Source organism: Curtobacterium sp. VKM Ac-1395 (assembly GCF_015350975.1).
Taxonomy (GTDB): domain Bacteria; phylum Actinomycetota; class Actinomycetes; order Actinomycetales; family Microbacteriaceae; genus Curtobacterium.
On the sequence record NZ_JADKRX010000003.1, the window covers coordinates 333,471 to 353,033 of the forward strand.

Annotated in this window: 16 protein-coding genes and 2 tRNA genes; 2 read left to right on the top strand and 16 right to left on the bottom strand. The window is 70.9% G+C overall.

Annotated features, from left to right (window positions below; all coding sequences use genetic code 11):
- Positions 1-142 precede the first annotated feature (142 nt).
- From ITJ68_RS10210 to ITJ68_RS10230, 5 genes are all read right to left on the bottom strand, one after another.
- Complete coding sequence (locus ITJ68_RS10210) at positions 143-943, bottom strand: DUF1684 domain-containing protein (RefSeq protein WP_194661153.1); 801 nt, start codon at positions 941-943, stop codon at positions 143-145.
- On the bottom strand, positions 940-2,076 hold the full coding sequence (locus tag ITJ68_RS10215; protein WP_194661154.1) for an AI-2E family transporter: 1,137 nt from the start codon (positions 2,074-2,076) through the stop codon (positions 940-942). The genes ITJ68_RS10210 and ITJ68_RS10215 overlap by 4 nt, the downstream gene beginning before the upstream one ends.
- Positions 2,077-2,194: 118 nt before the next feature.
- A tRNA-Ile gene (locus tag ITJ68_RS10220) sits at positions 2,195-2,269 on the bottom strand.
- 12 nt (positions 2,270-2,281) lie between these two features.
- The gene (locus tag ITJ68_RS10225; RefSeq protein ID WP_323743277.1) at positions 2,282-3,484 is read right to left on the bottom strand and encodes a glycosyltransferase; all 1,203 of its coding nucleotides are present in this window, start codon (positions 3,482-3,484) and stop codon (positions 2,282-2,284) included.
- A 131-nt stretch (positions 3,485-3,615) separates the two neighbouring features.
- Positions 3,616-4,530: a multidrug DMT transporter permease gene (locus tag ITJ68_RS10230; RefSeq protein ID WP_194661155.1), complete on the bottom strand. Its 915-nt coding sequence runs from the start codon at positions 4,528-4,530 to the stop codon at positions 3,616-3,618.
- Positions 4,531-4,569: 39 nt separating this feature from the next.
- Here ITJ68_RS10230 and def point away from each other — a divergent pair, with 39 nt between their 5' ends.
- A complete protein-coding gene (gene def / locus ITJ68_RS10235; RefSeq protein ID WP_194661156.1) occupies positions 4,570-5,145 on the top strand; it encodes a peptide deformylase in 576 nt (191 codons plus the stop codon).
- Between the two features lie 21 nt (positions 5,146-5,166).
- Here def and ITJ68_RS10240 read toward each other — a convergent pair whose 3' ends face one another.
- From ITJ68_RS10240 to dusB, 11 genes are all read right to left on the bottom strand, one after another.
- Positions 5,167-5,661: a hypothetical protein gene (locus tag ITJ68_RS10240; RefSeq protein WP_194661157.1), complete on the bottom strand. Its 495-nt coding sequence runs from the start codon at positions 5,659-5,661 to the stop codon at positions 5,167-5,169.
- A 122-nt stretch (positions 5,662-5,783) separates the two neighbouring features.
- Positions 5,784-5,856: transfer RNA gene (locus tag ITJ68_RS10245), tRNA-Asn, on the bottom strand.
- A gap of 127 nt (positions 5,857-5,983) precedes the next feature.
- The gene (locus tag ITJ68_RS10250; protein ID WP_323743278.1) at positions 5,984-6,994 is read right to left on the bottom strand and encodes a D-isomer specific 2-hydroxyacid dehydrogenase family protein; all 1,011 of its coding nucleotides are present in this window, start codon (positions 6,992-6,994) and stop codon (positions 5,984-5,986) included.
- A complete protein-coding gene (locus ITJ68_RS10255; protein ID WP_194661158.1) occupies positions 6,991-7,923 on the bottom strand; it encodes an ATP-binding cassette domain-containing protein in 933 nt (310 codons plus the stop codon). The genes ITJ68_RS10250 and ITJ68_RS10255 overlap by 4 nt, the downstream gene beginning before the upstream one ends.
- A gap of 146 nt (positions 7,924-8,069) precedes the next feature.
- Entirely contained in the window at positions 8,070-9,755 is a 1,686-nt protein-coding gene (locus ITJ68_RS10260; protein ID WP_194661159.1) for an ABC transporter ATP-binding protein, read from the bottom strand.
- The gene (locus ITJ68_RS10265) at positions 9,752-10,750 is read right to left on the bottom strand and encodes an ABC transporter permease (protein WP_194661160.1); all 999 of its coding nucleotides are present in this window, start codon (positions 10,748-10,750) and stop codon (positions 9,752-9,754) included. The genes ITJ68_RS10260 and ITJ68_RS10265 overlap by 4 nt, the downstream gene beginning before the upstream one ends.
- Positions 10,751-10,752: 2 nt before the next feature.
- Entirely contained in the window at positions 10,753-11,844 is a 1,092-nt protein-coding gene (locus ITJ68_RS10270; RefSeq protein WP_194661161.1) for an ABC transporter permease, read from the bottom strand.
- A 72-nt stretch (positions 11,845-11,916) separates the two neighbouring features.
- Positions 11,917-13,536 carry an ABC transporter substrate-binding protein gene (locus tag ITJ68_RS10275; RefSeq protein ID WP_194661162.1) on the bottom strand — a complete coding sequence of 540 codons (1,620 nt, stop codon included), beginning with the start codon at positions 13,534-13,536 and terminating at the stop codon, positions 11,917-11,919.
- Positions 13,537-14,574: 1,038 nt separating this feature from the next.
- Positions 14,575-16,485, bottom strand: a complete 1,911-nt coding sequence (dnaG, locus tag ITJ68_RS10280; protein ID WP_194661163.1) for a DNA primase — start codon at positions 16,483-16,485, stop codon at positions 14,575-14,577.
- A 39-nt stretch (positions 16,486-16,524) separates the two neighbouring features.
- Complete coding sequence (locus ITJ68_RS10285; RefSeq protein ID WP_194661164.1) at positions 16,525-17,814, bottom strand: deoxyguanosinetriphosphate triphosphohydrolase; 1,290 nt, start codon at positions 17,812-17,814, stop codon at positions 16,525-16,527.
- Entirely contained in the window at positions 17,811-19,001 is a 1,191-nt protein-coding gene (gene dusB / locus ITJ68_RS10290; protein WP_228505214.1) for a tRNA dihydrouridine synthase DusB, read from the bottom strand. Before dusB ends, ITJ68_RS10285 begins: the two co-directional genes overlap by 4 nt.
- A gap of 74 nt (positions 19,002-19,075) precedes the next feature.
- Between dusB and ITJ68_RS10295 the strand changes: the two genes are divergently transcribed.
- A complete protein-coding gene (locus tag ITJ68_RS10295; protein WP_194661165.1) occupies positions 19,076-19,561 on the top strand; it encodes an aminoacyl-tRNA deacylase in 486 nt (161 codons plus the stop codon).
- Positions 19,562-19,563: the final 2 nt, after the last annotated feature.

Below are 19,563 nucleotides of genomic sequence, written 5' to 3' on the forward strand. Positions count from 1 at the left end.
TCAGGTGCGACTTCCCCATCGACCTGTGCTGGAGGGACCAGGTGCAGTGCACCACGGAACCATCGATATGCGATTGTGATGTCCTCGCGGACACGCCCATTATGCAGGGCTGCGGCTGTGTACGGCAAGGACGCCGGGTGGATCAGTGGAAGACTGCCCCGTCGACGTCGAGCGGGTGCCGTTCCCCGGCGTCGAGCGCCACCGACAGGCGGTTCTCCGGCGGCGGGATCGGGCACGCGTACTGGTACGAGAACGCACACGGTGGCAGGACCAGGTCGTTCCAGTCGAGCTCGACGTCGGCCGGGCCGCCCGGGTCGGCGACGAACAGGAACCGCCCCATCGAGTACGAGCTGCCGGGGTCGTCCTCGGGCAGCGCGCTCGTGGCGTCCTGGACGATGAGCTGCAGGCGTGCCGAACCGCCGAACGGTGCTGATCGGACCGCGAGGAGCCTGGCGTCCACACCACGGATCGTGGTGTCGATCGTGCCGGCGACCACGAGCGGTTCGCCGGCGGCGTCGAGGACGCTCCCCCGAGCCTCCTGGCCGTCTGCTGGTGTGTACGTGCCGGACGTGACCAGGTCCGACGGCGGGAACCGGTCGATGCGCGCGAAGCGGCCGACGGCGTCGGCGGACGGGTCCCAGATGCGCAGGGTGTGGCCGCCACGGCCGGCGGCGACCGTGCCGGCCATGCCGTCGGGGAAGGCGACCGTGGACGCGACCACGGCGTCGTCACCGGCCACCAGGACCGTGCCGACGACCGGGAGGCCGTCCACGGTGATGCCGTCGGCCTCCGTCGCGGTGACCTGCAGCCCGCCGACCGCCGGCGACCAGGTCCCGGGGACGGGCCAGACCTGCTGCGGTTCGTCGACGCGCTGGGCGTTCACGAGCGCGAGGGGGCCTCGGGCACTGCGGGCCCAACGGTCGCGGGCGTCGATGTCGGTCATGCCTGTTCCTGCCGCGGGTAGATGACCTTCTGCACGATGATGATCACCGATGCGGCGACCGGGACGGCCACGAGGGCGCCGAGCACCCCGCCGATCGTCGCTCCGGCCACGGCCGCGATGACCACGAGTGCCCCGGGCACCTGCACGGCCCGCGACATGATGCGCGGGGAGATCACGTAGGACTCGACCTGCATGTACACGAGGTAGTAGACCGCAGCGGTCAGGGCGGTCGCCGGCGAGGCGAAGAAGCACAGCAGCGAGATCACGACGGCGGCGCTGATCGTGCCGACGAGCGGGATCAGTGAGCCGAGGAAGGCGAACGTCGCGAGCAGCACGGGCAAGGGCGCGCCGATGATGATCAGCAGGGCGAGGCTCAGCACGCCGTTGATGCCGGCCTGGGTGATCTGTCCGACGACGTAGCGACCGACGGACGAGGTCACCTCTTCACTGACGGCGATGTAGTTCTCGCGGCGTGACGCCGGGACGAAGCGGTACATCATCCGCTTCATGCCCCGCATCGACGCGAGGAAGTAGAGCATCAGGATGAGCACGATGAGGGCGCCGGTGATGCCCGAGAGGATCCCGCTGCCGACGGCGAGGATGCCACCACCGAGGCTCAGCAGGTTGCCCGGGTCCTCCACGAACGACTGCAGCGACTGCAGGGCGTGGTTGACGTCGAAGGAGCCGTTGAGCTGCTTCGACAGGTCCTGCACCCACTGCTGGCCGGAGAGGTCCTGCACGATCTGGGGGAAGTTCTGCACCAGGTTCGTCGCCTGGGTGATGAGGATCGGGACCACCGCGAACACCACGCCCGCGAAGGCCGCCAGCACGGTGACGACGACCGCGAGGATCGCGAGCCACCGTGGGACGTACCGCTCCATGAACGTGACGAGCGGGTCGAGGCCGAGCGCGATGAACAGGGCCACGCCGATGTAGACCAGGACCGTCGAGAGCTGGCCGATGAGCGACCCGGCCAGGAGCGCCACGAGGACGCCGATCCCGCCCATGAAGCCGATGCGGAAGGCATTGACGCGGACACCGGTGCCCTCGCGGGAGGCCTCGAACACGACGTTGGGGGTGGGGCCGGGGGTGTCGACGCCGTGGGGGGCGTTCCGTCGGCGACGCAGGTGCATGGTGGGCGGGCGGCCTTTCGGATCCTGTCGCACGAAGCGCGGGGCCGCGCTGCGGTGCGACGACGTGGGGCGGGCCAGTGTCGGTTCGGCTCGAACCCGCGCTGGTGGTGCGACTACGTGGGGCGGGCGGGACTCGAACCCGCGAATCGTTCCGTTATGAGCAGACTGCCTTGACCAGCTTGGCTACCGCCCCTCGTCGGCAGGCCTAGGCCACCGGCTCCCCACGATACAGCGCCTCGAACGTGGCGAGCGTGCGGTTGATGTCGTGCGCTTCGATCATGGCCAGGCTGCGCCCCCGCAGCGCGACGTAGTCCTCGTCGGACGCGGTCAGGACGAGCGCGAGCTTCGCGGCGAGGTCCTGCTCGTCGCCCGGCTCGAACAGGTACCCGTTGCCGTCGATGAGGTGCGGCAGGGCCATCGAGTTCGCCGCGACGACGGGCAGGCCGGACGCCATGCCCTCGAGCGAGGCGATGCTCTGCAGCTCGGCGGTCGAGGGCATCGCGAAGACGGTGGCGTTCGTCAGCGCGCGGTACTTGACCTCGTCGGAGACGAACCCGAGGAAGGTGACACGGTCCTCGATACCGAGCTCCTTCGCCTGGGCGGTCAGCTTCGGGATCATCTCGCCGTCGCCGACGATGGTGATCGTGGCGTGGAGTTCCGCCGGCAGCAGCGGCAGTGCCCGGAACAGGACGTCGAGGTTCTTCTCCGGGGCGACGCGTCCGACGAACACGATGTCGTTGCCGACGGGGCGTCCTTCGCGGGCCATGTACCGGGAGGCGTCGATGCCGCAGGAGATCGCGAGGACGCGCTGCCCGGCGATCGCCTTGCGGAGGTAGTCCGCCGCGAGGTTCGTCGGCGTGGAGATGACGTCGGCGAGCCGGTAGGTCTTCGCGGCGTCGTTCCAGGCGATCTTCAGCGCGATCGGCAGCGTGAAGCGCCCGAACGGCGTGTACTCGAGCAGGTTCTCCGGCATGAAGTGGTTCGTCGCGATGATGCGGATGCCGCGGTCGTGGGCTTCGCGGGCGACGCCGCGGCCGATGATGATGTGCGACTGGATGTGCACGACGTCGGGCTTGATCGCGTCGATCAGCGGTGCGACGTGTCGGCGCACCGTCCAGGGCCAGGCGAAGCGCAGCCAGGCGTGGAGCGGCCACTTGTAGGACGGCAGCCGGTGCACGGTGAGGGTGACGCCGTGGTGCTCTTCCTCGTACGTGCCGTGGTGGCGGTTGGCGGCCGGGGCGATGATGTGGACCTCGTGGCCGCGTTCGGCCAGGCCGACGGCGAGCTGCTCGGTGAAGGTCGCGGCACCGTTCACGTCCGGTGCGAACGTGTCGGCGGCCATGAGGACCCGGAGCGGGTGGTGCTCCGCCGGGTGGTCCTGCGGTACGGGGGTGGCGTCTGCTGACACGGCGGGCGTCGTCCTCTCCTGGGCCTTCTTCCGGTACCGGTGCTGCTCGGGTGCCGGGATGGTCTGGGCTTGGAACGCTACCGTACCGCTCGGTCCGGCCACGTCAGCCGCGCGGCTGACGTGTGGGCGGCCTAGCGCCGCGCTTCCGGGTGGTGTTTCGCGAGCAGGAACACCCCGGTGACGGCGATCGCGGCGGCGACCACGAACCCGAGCACGGCGACGACCGGGGCCCCGTCGGCCTCGTTCAGCACGATGACCCCGATGCCGACGGCCACGATCGGGTCGACGACGGTGAGCCCGGCGATGACCAGGTCGGCCGAGCCCGCCGAGTACGCGTTCTGCACGAAGTACCCGCCGAGGGACGCCGCGACGACGACCCCGACGATGGCCAGCACGGTGACCCAGTCGAACGTGTGGTTGACGAAGCGGTTCAGGGTGACCTTGGCGAGCGTCGCGACGAAGCCGTAGAGCACGCCGGCGCCGATGATGTAGTAGAGCGCGCTCTTGTGCTTCGCGACGACCCGGAACGACACCAGCACCAGGACCAGCACGACCGCCAGGACCACCAGGACCGTGACGAGTTCGCCGCGCGTGATCGCCGTCTCACGGCCGACGAACGCCGCGATGCAGACGAAGATGCCGACGCCGACGATGCAGGTCCACACGGCGCGGCGGGCGGCCTGGCCGAGCGGCACACCGGACGACCGCGACGAGAACCACGTCGTGATGACGAGCGCGACGGCACCGAGCGGCTGCACGACGATCAACGGCGCGAACGTGATGCTGACGAGCTGGAGGACGACGGCGATCCCGAGCATGAGCGTGCCGAGCACCCAGTACCCGCTGCCGACCAGCGCCATGACGTGTCGGATGCTGAGGCCCTGCGACTGCTTGCCGAGCCGGGCCTCGACCCGCTTGACCCCGCGGCTCTGGAACTGCGCGCCGAGCGACAGGAACACCGCGCCGACCAGGGCCACAGGGATCATCAGCGCCTGGAACGGCGTCAGGTTGCTCACTGCGGCGGGCAGCTGGAGGTCCGGCGTCACGGGTCGAGGGTACCGTCCTGCTCCCGATAACCTGGGTGAATGGCCGTCCTCCCGATCCGGATCACCGGTGAACCCGTCCTGCACGAACCCGCCGAAGCGGTCACCGTCTTCGACGACGACCTGCGCGCCCTGGTGCAGGACATGTTCGAGACGATGGACCTGGCGCCGGGCGTCGGGCTGGCCGGGCCGCAGGTCGGGGTCGGCAAGCGCCTGTTCGTGTACTCGTACGTCGATGACGACGGCGTGCACTGGCGTGGCGTCGCGGTGAACCCCGTCCTGTGGATCACTCCCCCGGAACCAGAGTCCGTGGAGGAACTCGACGAGGACGAGGAGTCCGAGGGCTGCCTCTCGGTGCCGGGTCTGCGCTTCCCGCTCCGCCGCTCGCAGGGCGCACTGCTCCGCGGGGTCGACGAGCACGGGGAACCGTTCGAGATCGAGGCCCACGGCTGGCTCGCCCGCGTCTTCCAGCACGAGTTCGACCACCTCGACGGGCTGCTCTACACGGACCGCCTCGTGCACCCGTGGGCGAAGCAGGTCCAGAAGGCGGTCAAGAAGCACAGCTGGGGCGGTCCCGGACAGTCGTGGCTGCCCGGCCGCGACCACCCTGAGGGCTGACGCCCCGGCCAGGAGGCCCACTCAGCCCCGGTACGCCGCGATCGCGTCGTGCAGGTGGTCCATCTCCGGGTGCCCCGGGCAGTACTCCGCCAGACCGGCCGCCACGTGCGCGTCGTGGTCCGACGTGATCGCGGTCGTCCAGGCACCGTGGCCCGTCACCGCACAGGTCGTGGCGAGGTCCTCGAGCGAGGCGGCGCCGTCCGCTGCGCTGACCGCTGCCCGCTGCTGCGCCGAGGCCTCGGTCCCGGTGATGCGTTCGGCACGGCAGTCCGAGCGGGCGTCCTTCCACGCGGCGGAGTACGTCGTGTAGGTCTCGGTGCGGTCGGAGTCGTCGACGCGGCAGACGAACGCGAAGACGATCGGTGCGGTGCCCGAGGCCTCGACCTGCGACGAGGGGGTGCTGTCGACGGCGTCCTCGGGCTCGGACTCCGCCTGCACCGTGCACCCGGCGAGACCGCACGCCACGAGCACCGCGGCGGAGAGCGCTGCGACGGTGGTACGGCGGACAGAGAGCACCTGTGAACGCTAACAGGTAGGAGCCGCCACCACATGGGCAGCGGCTCCGAACCGGGAGCGCCGAGCGCACGAACGCGCCCTGGGACACGAAAAGGCCCCCACCTGACGGTGAGGGCCTGACGCTCCCCGAGTTGGACTCGAACCAACAACCTGCCGGTTAACAGCCGGCTGCTCTGCCAATTGAGCTATCGAGGATCAGCTGCCCTGCCGGAACCGGTCTGGACAACGGGTAACAGCATAGCAGGACATCGAACGGCACCCGCGCATCCGACACGCACCCCGGGCGCGCCGCCCGGACGGCCCGGGGCAGCGCGGTCGGCGATCAGTAGCCGGCGGCCGGGTCCACGACGCCGACGAAGCCCTCGCCGGACTCCGTCAGGAACGCCGTCACGTTGTGCCGCACCCGCTCCGCGAGCAGTGGCTCCACCATCTCCGGGGTGTCGGCCTGGTGCGGGGTGATGACGACACCGGGGGCGTCCCACAGCGGGTGGCCGTCGGGCAGCGGCTCCGGGTCGGTCACGTCGAGGCCGGCGCCGGCGATGTCCCCGGCGTGCAGGGCATCGACCAGGGCGTCGGTGTCGACGAGGCCACCGCGGGCGATGTTGACGAGCCGGGCGGAGGGCTTCATCAGTGCGAACTGCGCCGCGCCGAGGAGCTTCGACGTGTCGTCGGTCATCGCGGCGGCGATCATCAGGACGTCGGCGTCCGGCAGCACGGCGTCGAGCTGGTCCGTCGTCACGGTGCGGGCGGCTCCTGGCACCGGTGCGGAGGAGCGGCGGACCACGGTCACGTCGACCTCGAACGGGGCGAGCAGCCGGAGGTACTCCAGCGCGATGCCCCCGGCACCGATGACCACCACGGAGCGGCCGTAGAGCGAGACGCCCTCGGGCTCGGTCCCCCACGACCGCACCCGGGCACGCTTCGGCAGGACCCGCAGTGTGGCGAGGGTCAGCGCGAGCGCGTGCTCGGCCACGGGCTCCGCGTAGGCGCCCTTGGCCGAGGTGAACAGCACGCGGTCACCGTGCTCACGGATCAGGTGGGCGAAGGCGTCGACCCCGGCGAAGGGCAGCTGCACCCAGGACACCGACGGCGCGGACTCGAGCGCCCGTGCGAGCCCGGACGGGTCGCGGGCGTCGAGCCAGACGATCCCGCGGGTGTCCTCACCGAGGTCGGCTACCGTGCCGCCTGCCTCGGACACCGCCGACACGTGCAGGTCGGTCGGCGCCGGGAGGATCGCCACGGGGCCGGCCGCCGGCGTGCTCACGGGGAGCGGTGCTCCGGCGTCGGTGACGACGGCTCGGTGGCCGCGGGGCTGGACGTCGGTGTCGCTCACTGCTGCTCCTGTCGGGAGGTGCTGGTGCTGGTGCCGGCGGTCGCCGGGCGGCGGGGTGCGGCCGACCGGCGGGGAGCCCCGGCGGCGGCGGTCGTCGGGCGCTTCACCGGGCGTGCCGCGGTGGCGGCGAGCGTCCGGACGTACGGGTCGACGGGGCTGTCGAGGACCTCGTCGAAGGTGCCGAGGCCGACGAGTCGTCCCTCGGCCATGACGGCGACACGGTCGGCGAGTGCCCTGGCCTCGCGGAGGTCGCTCGACACGACGACCGCGGAGAACTGTCGGTTGCGCTGGAGGCTCGCGAGGGCCTCGAGCACCGACTGGCGCACGAGCACGTCCACGCCGCGCGCGGGTTCGTCGGCGACGAGCAGCTGGGGTTCGAGGACGAGTGCCTGCGCGAGCGCCACGCGCTGCCGCTGCCCGCTCGAGAGCTCCCACGTGTTCAGCCGCATGACGCCGAGCGGCAGGTGCACGGCGTCGACGAGCCGCGCGACGATGAGCCCGGCTTCCTTGCGGTCGAAGCGGCGGTCCCGGGCGTAGATCGGTTCCGCGATGGCCTCGCCGACGGTCAGGTCGGGGCTCAGCCGGTCGGCGGCGTCCTGGGAGAGGTACCCGATCCGTCCGGTCAGGCGGCCGAGGCGACGGGAGGACGGCCGCAGCCCGCGGATCCGCTGCCCGAGCACGGTGAGCTCGCCCCCGACGATGTGCCGTCGGTGCGCGCCCTCGCCCTCACCGCGGGCGCCGAGCTGGCCGGCCACGGCCGCCGCGAAGCTCGACTTGCCGGAGCCGGACTCGCCGAGGACCGCGAGGATCTCGCCGGTCCCGACGGTGAGGGTGATGCCGTCGACCGCCCGGATGGGCCGTCCGCCGGGGACCCGGTACTCGATGGAGACGTCGTCGGCGACGACCGCCGGGCCGTTGACCCCGCTCATGGAACCCTCTCCGCGCCGCCCCCTGGCGGCGCAGCGCGGACAGCGGGTGTCCGCGCGACGTACGTGGTGCTCTGGACACCAGCACCCTGGAGGCTCGACCTGCGTCGTCGACGCGGGGCGGGCCTCCAGGGTGGGTGGACCGGGTGTCAGGACCCGGCGCGGTCCAGTCGTTCCAGCGTACGCCGTCGCTCCGCCTGCTCTGCCGGGTCCGGCACCGGCAGCGACGCCAGGAGCCGCTGCGTGTACGGGTGCTGCGGCGACCCGAGGACCTCCGCCGTCGTGCCCGTCTCGACGAGGTCGCCTCGGTAGAGCACGGCGATCCGGTCGGAGAGCGCGCCGACGACCGCCAGGTCGTGGCTGATGAACAGCGACGCGAAGCCGAAGTCCTGCTGCAGCTCGAGGAAGAGCTCCAGGACGCGGGCCTGCACCGAGACGTCGAGCGCGCTCGTCGGCTCGTCGGCGATGAGCAGCTTCGGCCGGAGCGCGAGCGACCGGGCGAGCGAGGCGCGCTGGCGCTGCCCACCGGAGAGCTCGTGCGGGTACCGGTCGCCGTACGCGGCGGGCAGCTGGACGGCCTCCATCAGCTCGTCGACCTGCTTGCGCGCGGCCCGGGGCGACGACGCGACCCCGTGCACGACGAGTGGCTCGGCGACGCACTCGGCGATCGTCAGCAGCGGGTTGAACGATGTCGCCGGGTCCTGGAAGACGAACCCGATGTCCTTGCGCAACCGCTTGAAGTCCCGCTCCTTGTACCCGAGCATCTCGGTGCCGAGCACGTTGAGGGACCCGCCGGTGATCTTCGTCAGGCCGGCGATCGCCCGGCCGATGGTGGTCTTGCCGGAGCCGGACTCCCCCACCAGGCCGAGGACCTCGCCGGGCCGGATCGCCAGGTCGACGCCCTTGACCGCGCGGAACGCCGGGGCGCCGAAGCGGCCGGGGTACTCGATCTCCAGGCCCTTCGCCGAAACGACGGGTGCGACGTCCTCGGTGATGAGGGCACGACGGGCGACACCGGTGCTTGCCTCGAGCCGGGGCACGGCTGCGAGCAGGCGCTTCGTGTAGTCGGCCTGCGGGTCGCCGAAGAGCTGGGCGACCGGGGCCTCCTCGACGATCTCGCCCTGGTACATCACGGCGACGCGGTCGGCCAGGTCGGCGACGACACCCATGTTGTGCGTGATGATGACGATCGCTGCGCCGAACTCGTCACGGCAGCGACGCAGCAGGTCGAGGATCTCGGCCTGCACCGTCACGTCGAGGGCGGTGGTCGGCTCGTCGGCGATGATGACGCTCGGCTCGAGGGCCAGGGCGCTCGCGATCACGACGCGCTGCTTCTGCCCGCCGGAGAACTGGTGCGGGTAGTGGTCGACGCGCTGCTCGGGGTCGGGGATGCCGACGCGGCGCAGGTAGTCGATCGCCTTGACGCGCGCTTCTTTCCTGGAGACACCGCCGTGCGCCCGCAGGCCCTCGGCGATCTGCCACCCGACCGTGAAGACCGGGTTGAGTGCCGTCGACGGCTCCTGGAACACCATCGCGCCGGCCGTCCCACGGAGCTCCCGCAGCTTCTGCGCGCCGACGGACACGACGTCGGTGCCGTCGAGGAACACGGCACCGCCGAGCGTCGCCGTCTCCGGCATCAGCCGCAGCATGCTGCGCGCGGTCACGGACTTGCCCGAGCCGGACTCGCCGACCAGGGCCAGGACCTCGCCGGGTCGGACGTCGATGCTGACGCCCTTGACCGCGTCGACGGCGCCGCCGTCGGTGGTGAAGGTGACGGTGAGGTCGTCGACGACGACCACCGGCTCGTTCTGGAGGCTCGTGGTTGCGTCGGTCATGCTGCTGCCCCTTCCGCGCTGGTCGCCTTGTCGCGCGTGGAGACCAGCTGCTTCAGCCGCCGGCGCGCACGCAGACGGGGATCGGAGATGTCGTTGAGGCTCTCGCCGATGAACGTGACCCCGAGGACGAGCAGCACGATCGCGATGCCCGGGTAGACACCGGTCCACCAGACGCCGCTCGCGACGTCGGACAGTGCGCGGCTGAGGTCGTAGCCCCACTCGGCGCCCTGGGTCGGGCCGATGCCGAACCCGAGGAAGCCGAGGCCGGCCAGGGTCAGCACCGCATCGCTGGCGTTCAGGGTGAGGATGAGCGGCAGGGACCTCGTCGAGTTCCGCAGGACGTGCCGGGTCATGATGCGCCACGGGTTCGTGCCGATCACGCGGGCCGACTCCACGAAGGCGTCGTTCTTCAGCCGGACGGCCTCGGCCCGGACCACGCGGAAGTACTGCGGGATGTAGACCACGGTGATCGAGATCGCCGCGGCCGTGATGCCGCCCCAGTAGTCCGAGTTGCCCCCGGACACCACGATCGAGACGACGATCGCGAGCAGCAGGGACGGGAAGGCGTAGATGGCGTCGGCGACGACCACGAGGACGCGGTCGAGCCAGCCGCCGATGTACCCGGAGACCATGCCGAGCACGACGCCGATCGCGATGGACACGACGACGGCGACGATGACGACGAGCACCGCGGTCCGTGCGCCGTAGACGACGCGGCTGAAGACGTCCAGCCCGCCGACCGTGGTGCCCCAGATGTGGTCGGCGCTCGGCGCACCGGTGCGCGGGAAGTTCGTGCCGTCCGCGGTCTGCTGGTCACCGAAGCCGTACGGCGCGATGAGCGGGGCGAAGACGGCGACGAGCAGGTACAGGGCGCAGATGACCACGCCGACGATGAGCATGGCGCGCTGCCATCCGGTGCTCCGACGGAGCTGGACGACGACGGGGAGCCGCTTCCAGAGCGGCTCGTGGCGGTCGACGAGGGTGATGTCGGACATCGTCAGAACCTCACTCTCGGGTCGATGAGCGCCGCGACGACGTCGACGACGAAGTTCGTGACGGCGACGATCACCGCCAGCATCGCGACGATGCCCTGCACGGCGACGAAGTCACGGGCGGACAGGTACTGGTTGAGCTCGAAGCCGAGCCCGCGCCAGCCGAAGGTCGTCTCGGTGAGCACCGAACCACCGAGCAGCATGGCGATCTGCAGGCCCATGACCGTGATGATCGGCACGAGGGCCGGGCGGAACGCGTGCGTCCGGACGAGCCGCGACTCGCGCACACCGCGGGACCGGGCGGCGTCGACGTACTCGGAGCCGAGGGAGCCGATCATGTTCGCGCGCACCAGGCGCAGGAAGATGCCGGCCGTCAGCAACCCGAGCGTCAGCGCCGGCAGGACCGCGTGCTGGAGGACGTCGCTGATGATCTGGCCGTTGCCGGTCCGGATCGCGTCGATGAGGAACACCCCGGTGGGGTTCTCGATGCGGTCGAGGATGAGCTGTGCGCGGGTCGACGCCCGGTCGCCGAGCGGCAGCCAGTCGAGCCAGACCGAGAACACGAGCTTGAGCAGCAGGCCGCCGAAGAACACCGGCGTCGCGTACGTCAGGATCGCGAGCGCGCGGAGCAGCACGTCCGGCCACTTGTCGCGCAGGTACGCGGCGAGCATGCCGAGCGGGATGCCGAGCACGAGGGCGACGATGAGCGCGTAGAACACGAGCTCCGCGGTCGCACCGCCGTACTGCAGGATGATCTCGGTGACCGGGCGGTTGTCGGTGACCGACGAACCGAAGTCACCGCGGACGATCTGTCCGAGGTACTCGAGGTACTGGACGATCACGGGGCGGTCGTACCCGGCGGCGTGCAGGCGTTCCTGCAGCTGCGTCGGCGTGAGTCGCCCGCCGACCGAGGCGGTGATCGGGTTCCCGACGACACGCATCAGGAAGAAGACCAGTGTCACCAGGATGAACACGGTCGGGAAGATGAGGAGGAAGCGGACGAAGACGTACCGACCGAGGCCGCCGCCGCTGGCACGTCGCTGTGCCTGTGGCTTCGTGGGCTCCGTGTCGATCGCCTCGGGGTTCGTGAGGGTCACAGGGATGGGTGCCTTTCGCAGGACGCGGACAAGGGGCGCTCCTCGTGGGAGCGCCCCTTGTCGTGCGTCGGGTTACTTGCTGATCGTCCCGTAGCGGAACTTGAAGGACGCGTCGAGCGTGACGCCCTTGACGCCCTTGCCGGCGACGGCCACCGACTTGCCCTGCAGGAGCGGCAAGGTCGAGATCTGCTCGGCCTCGCGCTGCTGGGCCTGCTCGATGATGTCGGCGCGCTTGTCCTTGTCGGACTCTTCCTGCTCGTCGGCGATCAGACCCTGGATGGTCGGGTCGTCGTAGTGGTTCTGCACGAAGTTGTCCTTCGTGAAGAACGGCGAGAGGTAGTTGTCCGCGTCCGAGAAGTCCGGGAACCAGCCGAGCTGGTACAGCGGGTAGGCGTCCTTCGTGCGGTCCACGGCGTAGGTCGTGTAGACCGTCGACTGGATGTTGACGGTGAACAGGCCGGAGTTCTCGAGCTGGGTCTTCAGCGTCGCGTACTCGTCGTCCGAGGCCGAACCGTAGTGGTCCGGCGAGTACTGGATGTCGAGCTCGATCTTGCCCGACACACCGGCGTCCGAGAGGGTCTTCTTCGCCTTCTCGACGTCCGGGGCACCGTTGCCGTCACCGTAGAGCGACTTGAACGGCGTCGCAGCACCGGTGAGGCCGTCCGGCACCATCGAGTACACGGGCGTGTAGGTGTTGTTGTAGACCTCCTTGGCGAGCTCGTCGCGGTCGACGACGTCGGCGACGGCCTGGCGCACGGCCAGGGCCTTCGTCGTGTCGGCGTCGGACTGGCCGGTGCCGAAGGGCTGCGTCTTGAAGTTGAAGACCACGTAGCGGATCTCGCCGCCGGGGCCGTCGATGACCTGCAGCTTGCTGTCCTTGCGGAGCGAGGAGATGTCGGTCGGGGTCAGGGAGCGGTACGCCACGTCGACGTCGCCCTTCTGGACCGCGAGCTTGAGGTCGGTCTCCTTGGTGAAGTACTGGGCGGTGACGTCCTTGGTCTTCGCCTTGTCGAGGACCCCGTCGTACTTGGGGTTGGCCTCGTAGGAGATGAGGTCGTTCTCCTTGTAGGACTTGATGACGTACTGCCCCGCGAAGGCGTTGCCCTTGACGATGTCCGCCGCGCTCGTGAGCTTGGTCGCCGAGAAGACGTCCTCGTCCACGATCGGGCCGGCGGGGCTGGAGAGCACCTGCGGCCAGGTCTGGTCGGCGTGGTCGAGGTGGAACACGACCGTGGTGGCGTTCGGCGTGTCGATGCTCTTGAGGTTCGCGAGCAGCGACCACGGGCCGTTGTCGTTCTTGATCTTCAGGTCACGGTCGAACGAGAACTTGACGTCGCTCGAGGTGAGCTTGTTGCCGTTCGCGAACTCGAGGCCCTTCTTCAGCGTGACCTCGTACGTCGTCGGGTCGGTGAACTCGCCCTTCGTGGCGATGTCCGGCTTGACGTCCGGGCTGCCCGTCGGGGTGTTCATCAGGAACGGGAAGACCTGGTTCTGGACGGCGAAGGAGCCGTTGTCGTAGGAGCCCGCCGGGTCGAGCGACGTGATCTTGTCGGTCGTGCCGATGATCAGGCCGTTCAGGTCGTCGGAGCTGCCGCTGCCGCCGCCCGCGCAGCCGGTCAGCACCAGCGCGGTCGCTGCTGCTCCGGCGCCGAGCGCGAGGGTGCGCTTGCCCCACTTGGTCACGGATGCCATGTCCGATGCCTCTCTGGTGTTGGTTGCAGGAGCTCCTGGACGGGAGGTGGAACGACTGTGTGCCCGACCAGGAACACTCATTGGGAGACACCCTGCCACGGAACTCCGTCCCGCGGGGGCTGTTTGTTTACACCGCTGTAACGCGGGACGGTGCCGGGTGGCGCACGATTCCGCTAGTCGGATGCGGCGCGGCGCGCACGTTCGTTGCGCACTGCAACGGAGTCGTGCACGTGGTCGCGGGGGTCGTCGCTGCGCCGCTCGGTGCGCCGCCGGTGCGCCGCCGGTGCGCCGCCGGTGCGCTGAGATCGCACTTCGCGTCGGCTCCGCCGCCCGGGTCCCGACACGAAGTGCGATCTCAGCGACGGGGTCGCCCGTCCGCTGAGTGCGAGTGGTCACGACACCCCGCTCAGCTCCGCCGAGCGGCCACGTCCCGTCGGCCGCAAACGCCCCGACCGACGCCCCGTGACCACTCGGCGCGCAACCCACGGTGTGTCCCGCCCGGTCAGGAGGCTCACCCCACGTCCCCCACGCCCGCCGCGCTCGGCACACCCCGCCCGGTGCGCGGTGAGATCGCACTCCGCGTCGGCTCCCCCGCCCGGGTCCCGACACGAAGTGCGATCTCAGCGGGTCGGCCGTCCGTAGAGCGCGAGTGGTCACGACACCCCGTTCAGCTCCGCCGAGCGGCCACGTCCCGTCGGCCGCGCGCGCCCCGACCGACGCCCCGTGACCACTCGGCGCACGACCCACGGTGTGTCCCGCCCGGTCGGGAGGCTCACCCCACGTCCCGCACGCCCGCCGCACCAGCCACACCCCGCCCGGTGCGCGCTGAGATCGCACTTCGCGTCGGCTCCCCCGCCCGGGTCCCGACACGAGGTGCGATCTCAGCGAGTCGGCCGGGAGGCTCGACTCGCGTCCGCCATGCCGGTCCCGGCCCTGATGCGAGGTCGGCCGCCCCGTGCGGCCACGTGGCGGCGCACCGGGAGCGCGAGCTCGCACCGGGCGGACGACCGCGCACCGTGCTGGCCGCGCGAGCCGCCCCTACGCGGACTCGGCGTCGGCGCGCAGCCGCATCCGCTGCGCGTCGAGGTCGACGAGCTGCCGCTGGATCTCCCCGCGGCGGTCGGACTGCTCGTTCGGGTCTGCGCGCTGCAGCTGTCCGAGGAGCGAGGCCTTGCGGGCGAGGAGGTCCCGCTCGACGAGCGCCACGACGATCCCGCGGCAGTAGATCGCGAGGTCCTCGTCGGTGCGGGCGGGGATCGGCGCCAGTGCGAGCTCGGACACGAGGCCACGGACCGGCGCCGGCACGTCCGAGGTCAGACGGTCGAGCCAGTCCGACGCGCCGAGGGCATCGACGTTGGCCACGACGGCGTCCCGCACCACGGCGAGCATCGGCGCAGAGAAGGTGGCGGCGGCGGCGAGGCCGAGCAGCGGCGCCCCGACCGACGTCGGCTGCTGCACCATCGCCATCACGGCGTCGCGCTCCATCCGCGTGATGAGGTCGTTCGGCAGCGACCGGAGTCCGGCGACGGGCTCGTCGAGCGGTGCGACGAGCTGGCCGCCCGGGCCGGCCTGGCCCACGGGGACGGAGCTGTGCGAGCGGGCGTCGGCGGCAGCGCGGGACCGAGCGCCCTCGACGGCACGTCCGACCTCGCCCATCTCGAGGCCGAGCCACCCAGCGAGTTCTCGGACGTAGCCCTGGGTGAGCGAACGGTCGCGGATGCCGGCGAGCACCGGCGCTGCCGACCGGAGTGCGGCGACGCGGCCTTCCACGGTCTCGAGGTCGTGGCCGTCGAGCGTGCGGCGGATCATGAACTCGAACATCGGACGCTTGTTCGTGACCAGCCGGCGGATCGCGTCGTCGCCCCGCGCCAGGCGGAGGTCGCACGGGTCGAGGCCGCCGGGGGCCACCGCGACGAAGGTCTGCGCGGCGAAGCGCTGCTCCTCGGCGAAGGCCCTGGACGCGGCGCGCTGGCCGGCCTCGTCCGGGTCGAAGGTGAAGACGACCTCGCCGTTGGCGTTCGGGTCGCCCCCGCTGACGTCCCCGAGCATCGGGCGCAGCACCTTGATGTGGTCGACGCCGAAGGAGGTGCCACACGTGGCGACCGCGGTGGTGATCCCGGCGAGGTGGCAGGCCATGACGTCGGTGTAGCCCTCGACGATGACGACCTGCTTCTGCTTCGAGATGTCGCGACGGGCGAGGTCGAGCCCGTAGAGCACGTGGCTCTTGTGGTAGATCGGGGTCTCGGGGGTGTTGAGGTACTTCGGGCCCTTGTCGTCGTCGAGCAGACGGCGGGCGCCGAACCCGATCGTGGCACCGGTGACGTCGCGGATCGGCCACATCAGGCGCCCACGGAAGCGGTCGTACGGGGACCGGTCACCCTGGCTGACGAGCCCGGCCGACGTGAGTTCCTCGATCGTGAAGCCCTGCCCCTTGAGGTGGTCCTTCAGCGCGTCGAAGGACTTCGGGGCGAACCCGACGCCGAAGTGCGCTGCGGCGGCCGGGTCGAAGCCGCGCTCCCCGAGGAAGCGTCGGGCGGGCTCGGCCTGCGGCGTGGTGAGCTGCGCGACGTAGTACTTCGCCGCGGCCTCGTTCGCTGCGATGAGCCGCGCACGGGTGTTGTAGTCGGTGCGGGGCCCGTCGCCCTCCTCGTAGTGGAGGGTGAACCCGATCTTGGCCGCCATCCGCTCGACGGCCTCGGAGAACGTGGTGTGGTCCTGCTTCATGATGAAGCTGAAGACGTCGCCGTCCTCACCGCAGCCGAAGCAGTGGTACCGACCGACCTGGGGGCGGACGTGGAACGACGGGGAGCGCTCGTCGTGGAAGGGGCAGAGACCCTTCAACGAGCCGACACCGGCGGACTTGAGCGTGACGAAGTCACCGACGACGTCGGCGATGTTCACGCGTGCGCGGACCTCGTCGATGTCGTTCCGCGCGATGAGTCCAGCCACCCCTCGATCCTAGTTCGCGGGGCTGACCGCGCCGACCGGTCAGGCGGGGATGTGGACGGTCTCCCGTTCACCGACGACGAGACGACGGTGCCACGCGAGCGCGCCCTGGTCGGTGAGGTTCGCGACCTGGTCCACGACGGCCCGCAGCCGCCCGGTGTCGTCGTCAGCCTGGCGCCAGTCAGCGGCGAACCCGGGCTCGAGGGCGTCGTCACCGCGGTCGGCCAGCACGTCGAGGAGCTCGGTCAGCACGCGGCGCTGGTCCTCGTACACGGGCTGCCGGTTGCCCTGGGTCATCACGAAGGCCGCGACGATGCCCTTGAGCACCGCGATCTCGCCGATGATCTCCGGCGGGGTGACGACCGACGCGGCGAAGCGCACGAGCGACCCGGAGGCGTAGGCGTCCCGCGTGGCTGTGGTGGCCGTGCGGGCGAAGCGGCCGATGAGCTGCGAGGTGAGGTTCTTCAGCCGGGCGGAGTCTCGTCGGGAGCCGTCGTAGGAGGTCATCCACAGCGGCAGTGCCCGGAGGCGGTCGAAGGCCTCGAGGAGCTCGTCACGGCTGAGGTCGTCCCCGACCCACGCGTGCATGGCGGACACGATGTCGTTCTCGCCGACCCGGTCCCCCAGCGCGGCGACGTCGATGAACCCGGCGACGACGGCGTCCTCGAAGTCGTGGACGGAGTACGCGATGTCGTCGGAGAGGTCCATCACCTGTGCCTCGATGCAGCGCTGGCGCCGGGGAGCCCCGGCGCGGAGCCACTCGAAGGCGTCGTGGTCGTCGTCGTAGAACCCGAACTTCGTGCGCCCGGAGGATGCTTCACCGACACCCTGCGACGCCGGCCACGGGTACTTGCACGAGGCGTCGAGCGACGCCCGGGTCAGGTTGAGGCCGTAGGCACGGTCCTGGTCCGGCCCGGAGCCGTAGACCTTCGGCTCGAGCCGCGTGAGCAGCCGCAGGGTCTGCGCGTTGCCCTCGAACCCGCCGATCCCGGCGGCCCAGGCGTTCACCGCGGTCTCGCCGTTGTGGCCGAAGGGAGGGTGGCCGATGTCGTGCGCCAGGCAGGCGGTGTCGACGACGTCGGGGTCGAGCCCGAGCGAGTCGGCGAGCTCGCGGCCGACCTGGGCGACCTCGAGCGAGTGCGTCAGCCGGTTCCGGGCGAAGTCGAGTCCGGTCGTCGGGCTGAGCACCTGGGTCTTGGCGGCCAGACGCCGGAGCGCGCTGGAGTGCAGCAGGCGGGCGCGGTCACGGGCGAAGTCGGAGCGGCGGTTGCCGTGCTCCTCGGGCAGCCAGCGCTCGGCGTCGGCGGGCCCGTACGAGGCGGTGGCGCTCATCCGCCGCTGTGGTGCATCTCGGCGGCGGCGAGGACCTTGCGGAACTCGGCGTCCACGTCGTGCGACTCGAGCCAGCGGTCGGGCAGTGCGGTGCGCTTCGGGTTGCCGGCACGACCGCGGGGCCCCTCGGCGTCGGCACCCGGGTAGGGCGCGGACGCGTCCAGCTGGCCGAGCAGGTCGTCGATCTCCTGCAGGCTCGACGCCATGGCGAGCCCGGAGCGGACGTCCCCGCCGATCGGGTACCCCTTGAAGTACCAGGCGACGTGCTTGCGGATGTCCCGGCAGCCGTGCTCCTCGGACTCGAAGAACTCGACGAGCAGCTCGGCGTGCCGACGGAAGCCCTCGGCCACCTCGCCGAGGGACGGCATGTAGCGCAGGCCCTCCCCGCGGAAGGCAGCGGCCAGGTCGCCGAACAGCCACGGCCGACCGAGGCACCCGCGCCCGACGACCACGCCGTCCGCGCCGGTCTGCTCGACCATGCGCAGGGCGTCGGCGGCGGACCAGACGTCGCCGTTGCCGAGCACCGGGATGTCGGTGACGGCTTCCTTCAGGGTCGCGATCGCCGACCAGTCGGCGTGCCCGGAGTAGTGCTCGTTCGCGGTGCGCGCGTGCAGCGAGACCGCGGCGACGCCGGCGTCCCGCGCGATGCGGGCGGCGTCGAGGTAGGTGAGGTGGTCGGCGTCGATGCCCTTGCGCATCTTCACCGTGACGGGGACGTCCCCGGCGGCGCGGACGGCCTTCGTCACGAGGTCGCGGAACAGGTCGGTCTTCCACGGCAGCGCTGCGCCGCCGCCCTTGCGCGTGACCTTCGGCACCGGGCACCCGAAGTTCAGGTCGATGTGGTCGGCACGGTCCTCGGACACGAGCATCGTGACGGCTTCGGCCACGGTGTTGGGCTCGACGCCGTACAGCTGGATGGACCGCGGGGTCTCGGACTCGTGGTGCTGGATGAGCCGCATCGACTCGGGCGTGCGCTCGACCAGGGCGCGGGACGTGATCATCTCGCAGACGTAGAGCCCTGCGCCGTACTCGCGGCAGAGCCGGCGGTAGGCCATGTTCGTGATCCCGGCCATCGGCGCGAGCACGACGGGCACGTCGACCTCGATCGGGCCGATGCGCAACGGCTTCGCCGGGACCCCGAGCGGGGTGCCGGCGTGCGTGTCAACGGGTGCGTGTGTGATCGTCATTGCCCTTCATTGTCCCATGCCCCTCGCGATCCCCGCGGAAGCGCGGACAGCTGTGGAGAACTAGCGTTGTCCCCATGACGACGACCGACCCCATCGCCCGCTTCGACGCCGACGCCACCGCCCGCGGGCTGCACGTCGAGGTCGTCGACCGTCCCGCCGCGGACTCGCTGGCAGAGGCCGCCGAGCTCCTCGGCATCACGGCGGGCGACGTCGTGAAGACCCTCGTCGTGAAGCGCCACGACGGGGACTTCGTGCTGGCGCTCGTCCCCGGCGGTCGGAGCATCGCCTGGAAGAAGCTCCGCGCGGTCGTCGGCGTCAACAAGCTCTCGATGCCCGACGCCGCCACGGCCCTGGCCGCGTCCGGCTACGAACGCGGCACGATCACACCGATCGGTGCGACCGGGGACCTGCCCGTCTACGCCGACGAGCGCATCCTCGGCCGCCGGGTGGCGCTCGGCGCGGGCCGTCACGGCGCGAGCGCGTTCGTCGACGCCGACGAGCTCGTCGCCGTGTACGGCGCGACCGTCGCCGACATCACCGACGAGGAACCGCAGCGCTGAGG

Bases quoted from the DNA above. Each gene is read 5' to 3' on its own strand.
- ITJ68_RS10265 (WP_194661160.1), bottom strand. From the start codon at position 10,750: ATGTCCGACATCACCCTCGTCGACCGCCACGAGCCGCTCTGGAAGCGG.
- ITJ68_RS10255 (WP_194661158.1), bottom strand. From the start codon at position 7,923: ATGAGCGGGGTCAACGGCCCGGCGGTCGTCGCCGACGACGTCTCCATC.
- def (WP_194661156.1), top strand. From the start codon at position 4,570: ATGGCCGTCCTCCCGATCCGGATCACCGGTGAACCCGTCCTGCACGAA.
- ITJ68_RS10215 (WP_194661154.1), bottom strand. From the start codon at position 2,076: ATGCACCTGCGTCGCCGACGGAACGCCCCCCACGGCGTCGACACCCCC.
- ITJ68_RS10210 (WP_194661153.1), bottom strand. From the start codon at position 943: ATGACCGACATCGACGCCCGCGACCGTTGGGCCCGCAGTGCCCGAGGC.
- ITJ68_RS10260 (WP_194661159.1), bottom strand. From the start codon at position 9,755: ATGACCGACGCAACCACGAGCCTCCAGAACGAGCCGGTGGTCGTCGTC.
- ITJ68_RS10285 (WP_194661164.1), bottom strand. From the start codon at position 17,814: ATGAGCGCCACCGCCTCGTACGGGCCCGCCGACGCCGAGCGCTGGCTG.
- ITJ68_RS10295 (WP_194661165.1), top strand. From the start codon at position 19,076: ATGACGACGACCGACCCCATCGCCCGCTTCGACGCCGACGCCACCGCC.
- dusB (WP_228505214.1), bottom strand. From the start codon at position 19,001: ATGACGATCACACACGCACCCGTTGACACGCACGCCGGCACCCCGCTC.
- ITJ68_RS10275 (WP_194661162.1), bottom strand. From the start codon at position 13,536: ATGGCATCCGTGACCAAGTGGGGCAAGCGCACCCTCGCGCTCGGCGCC.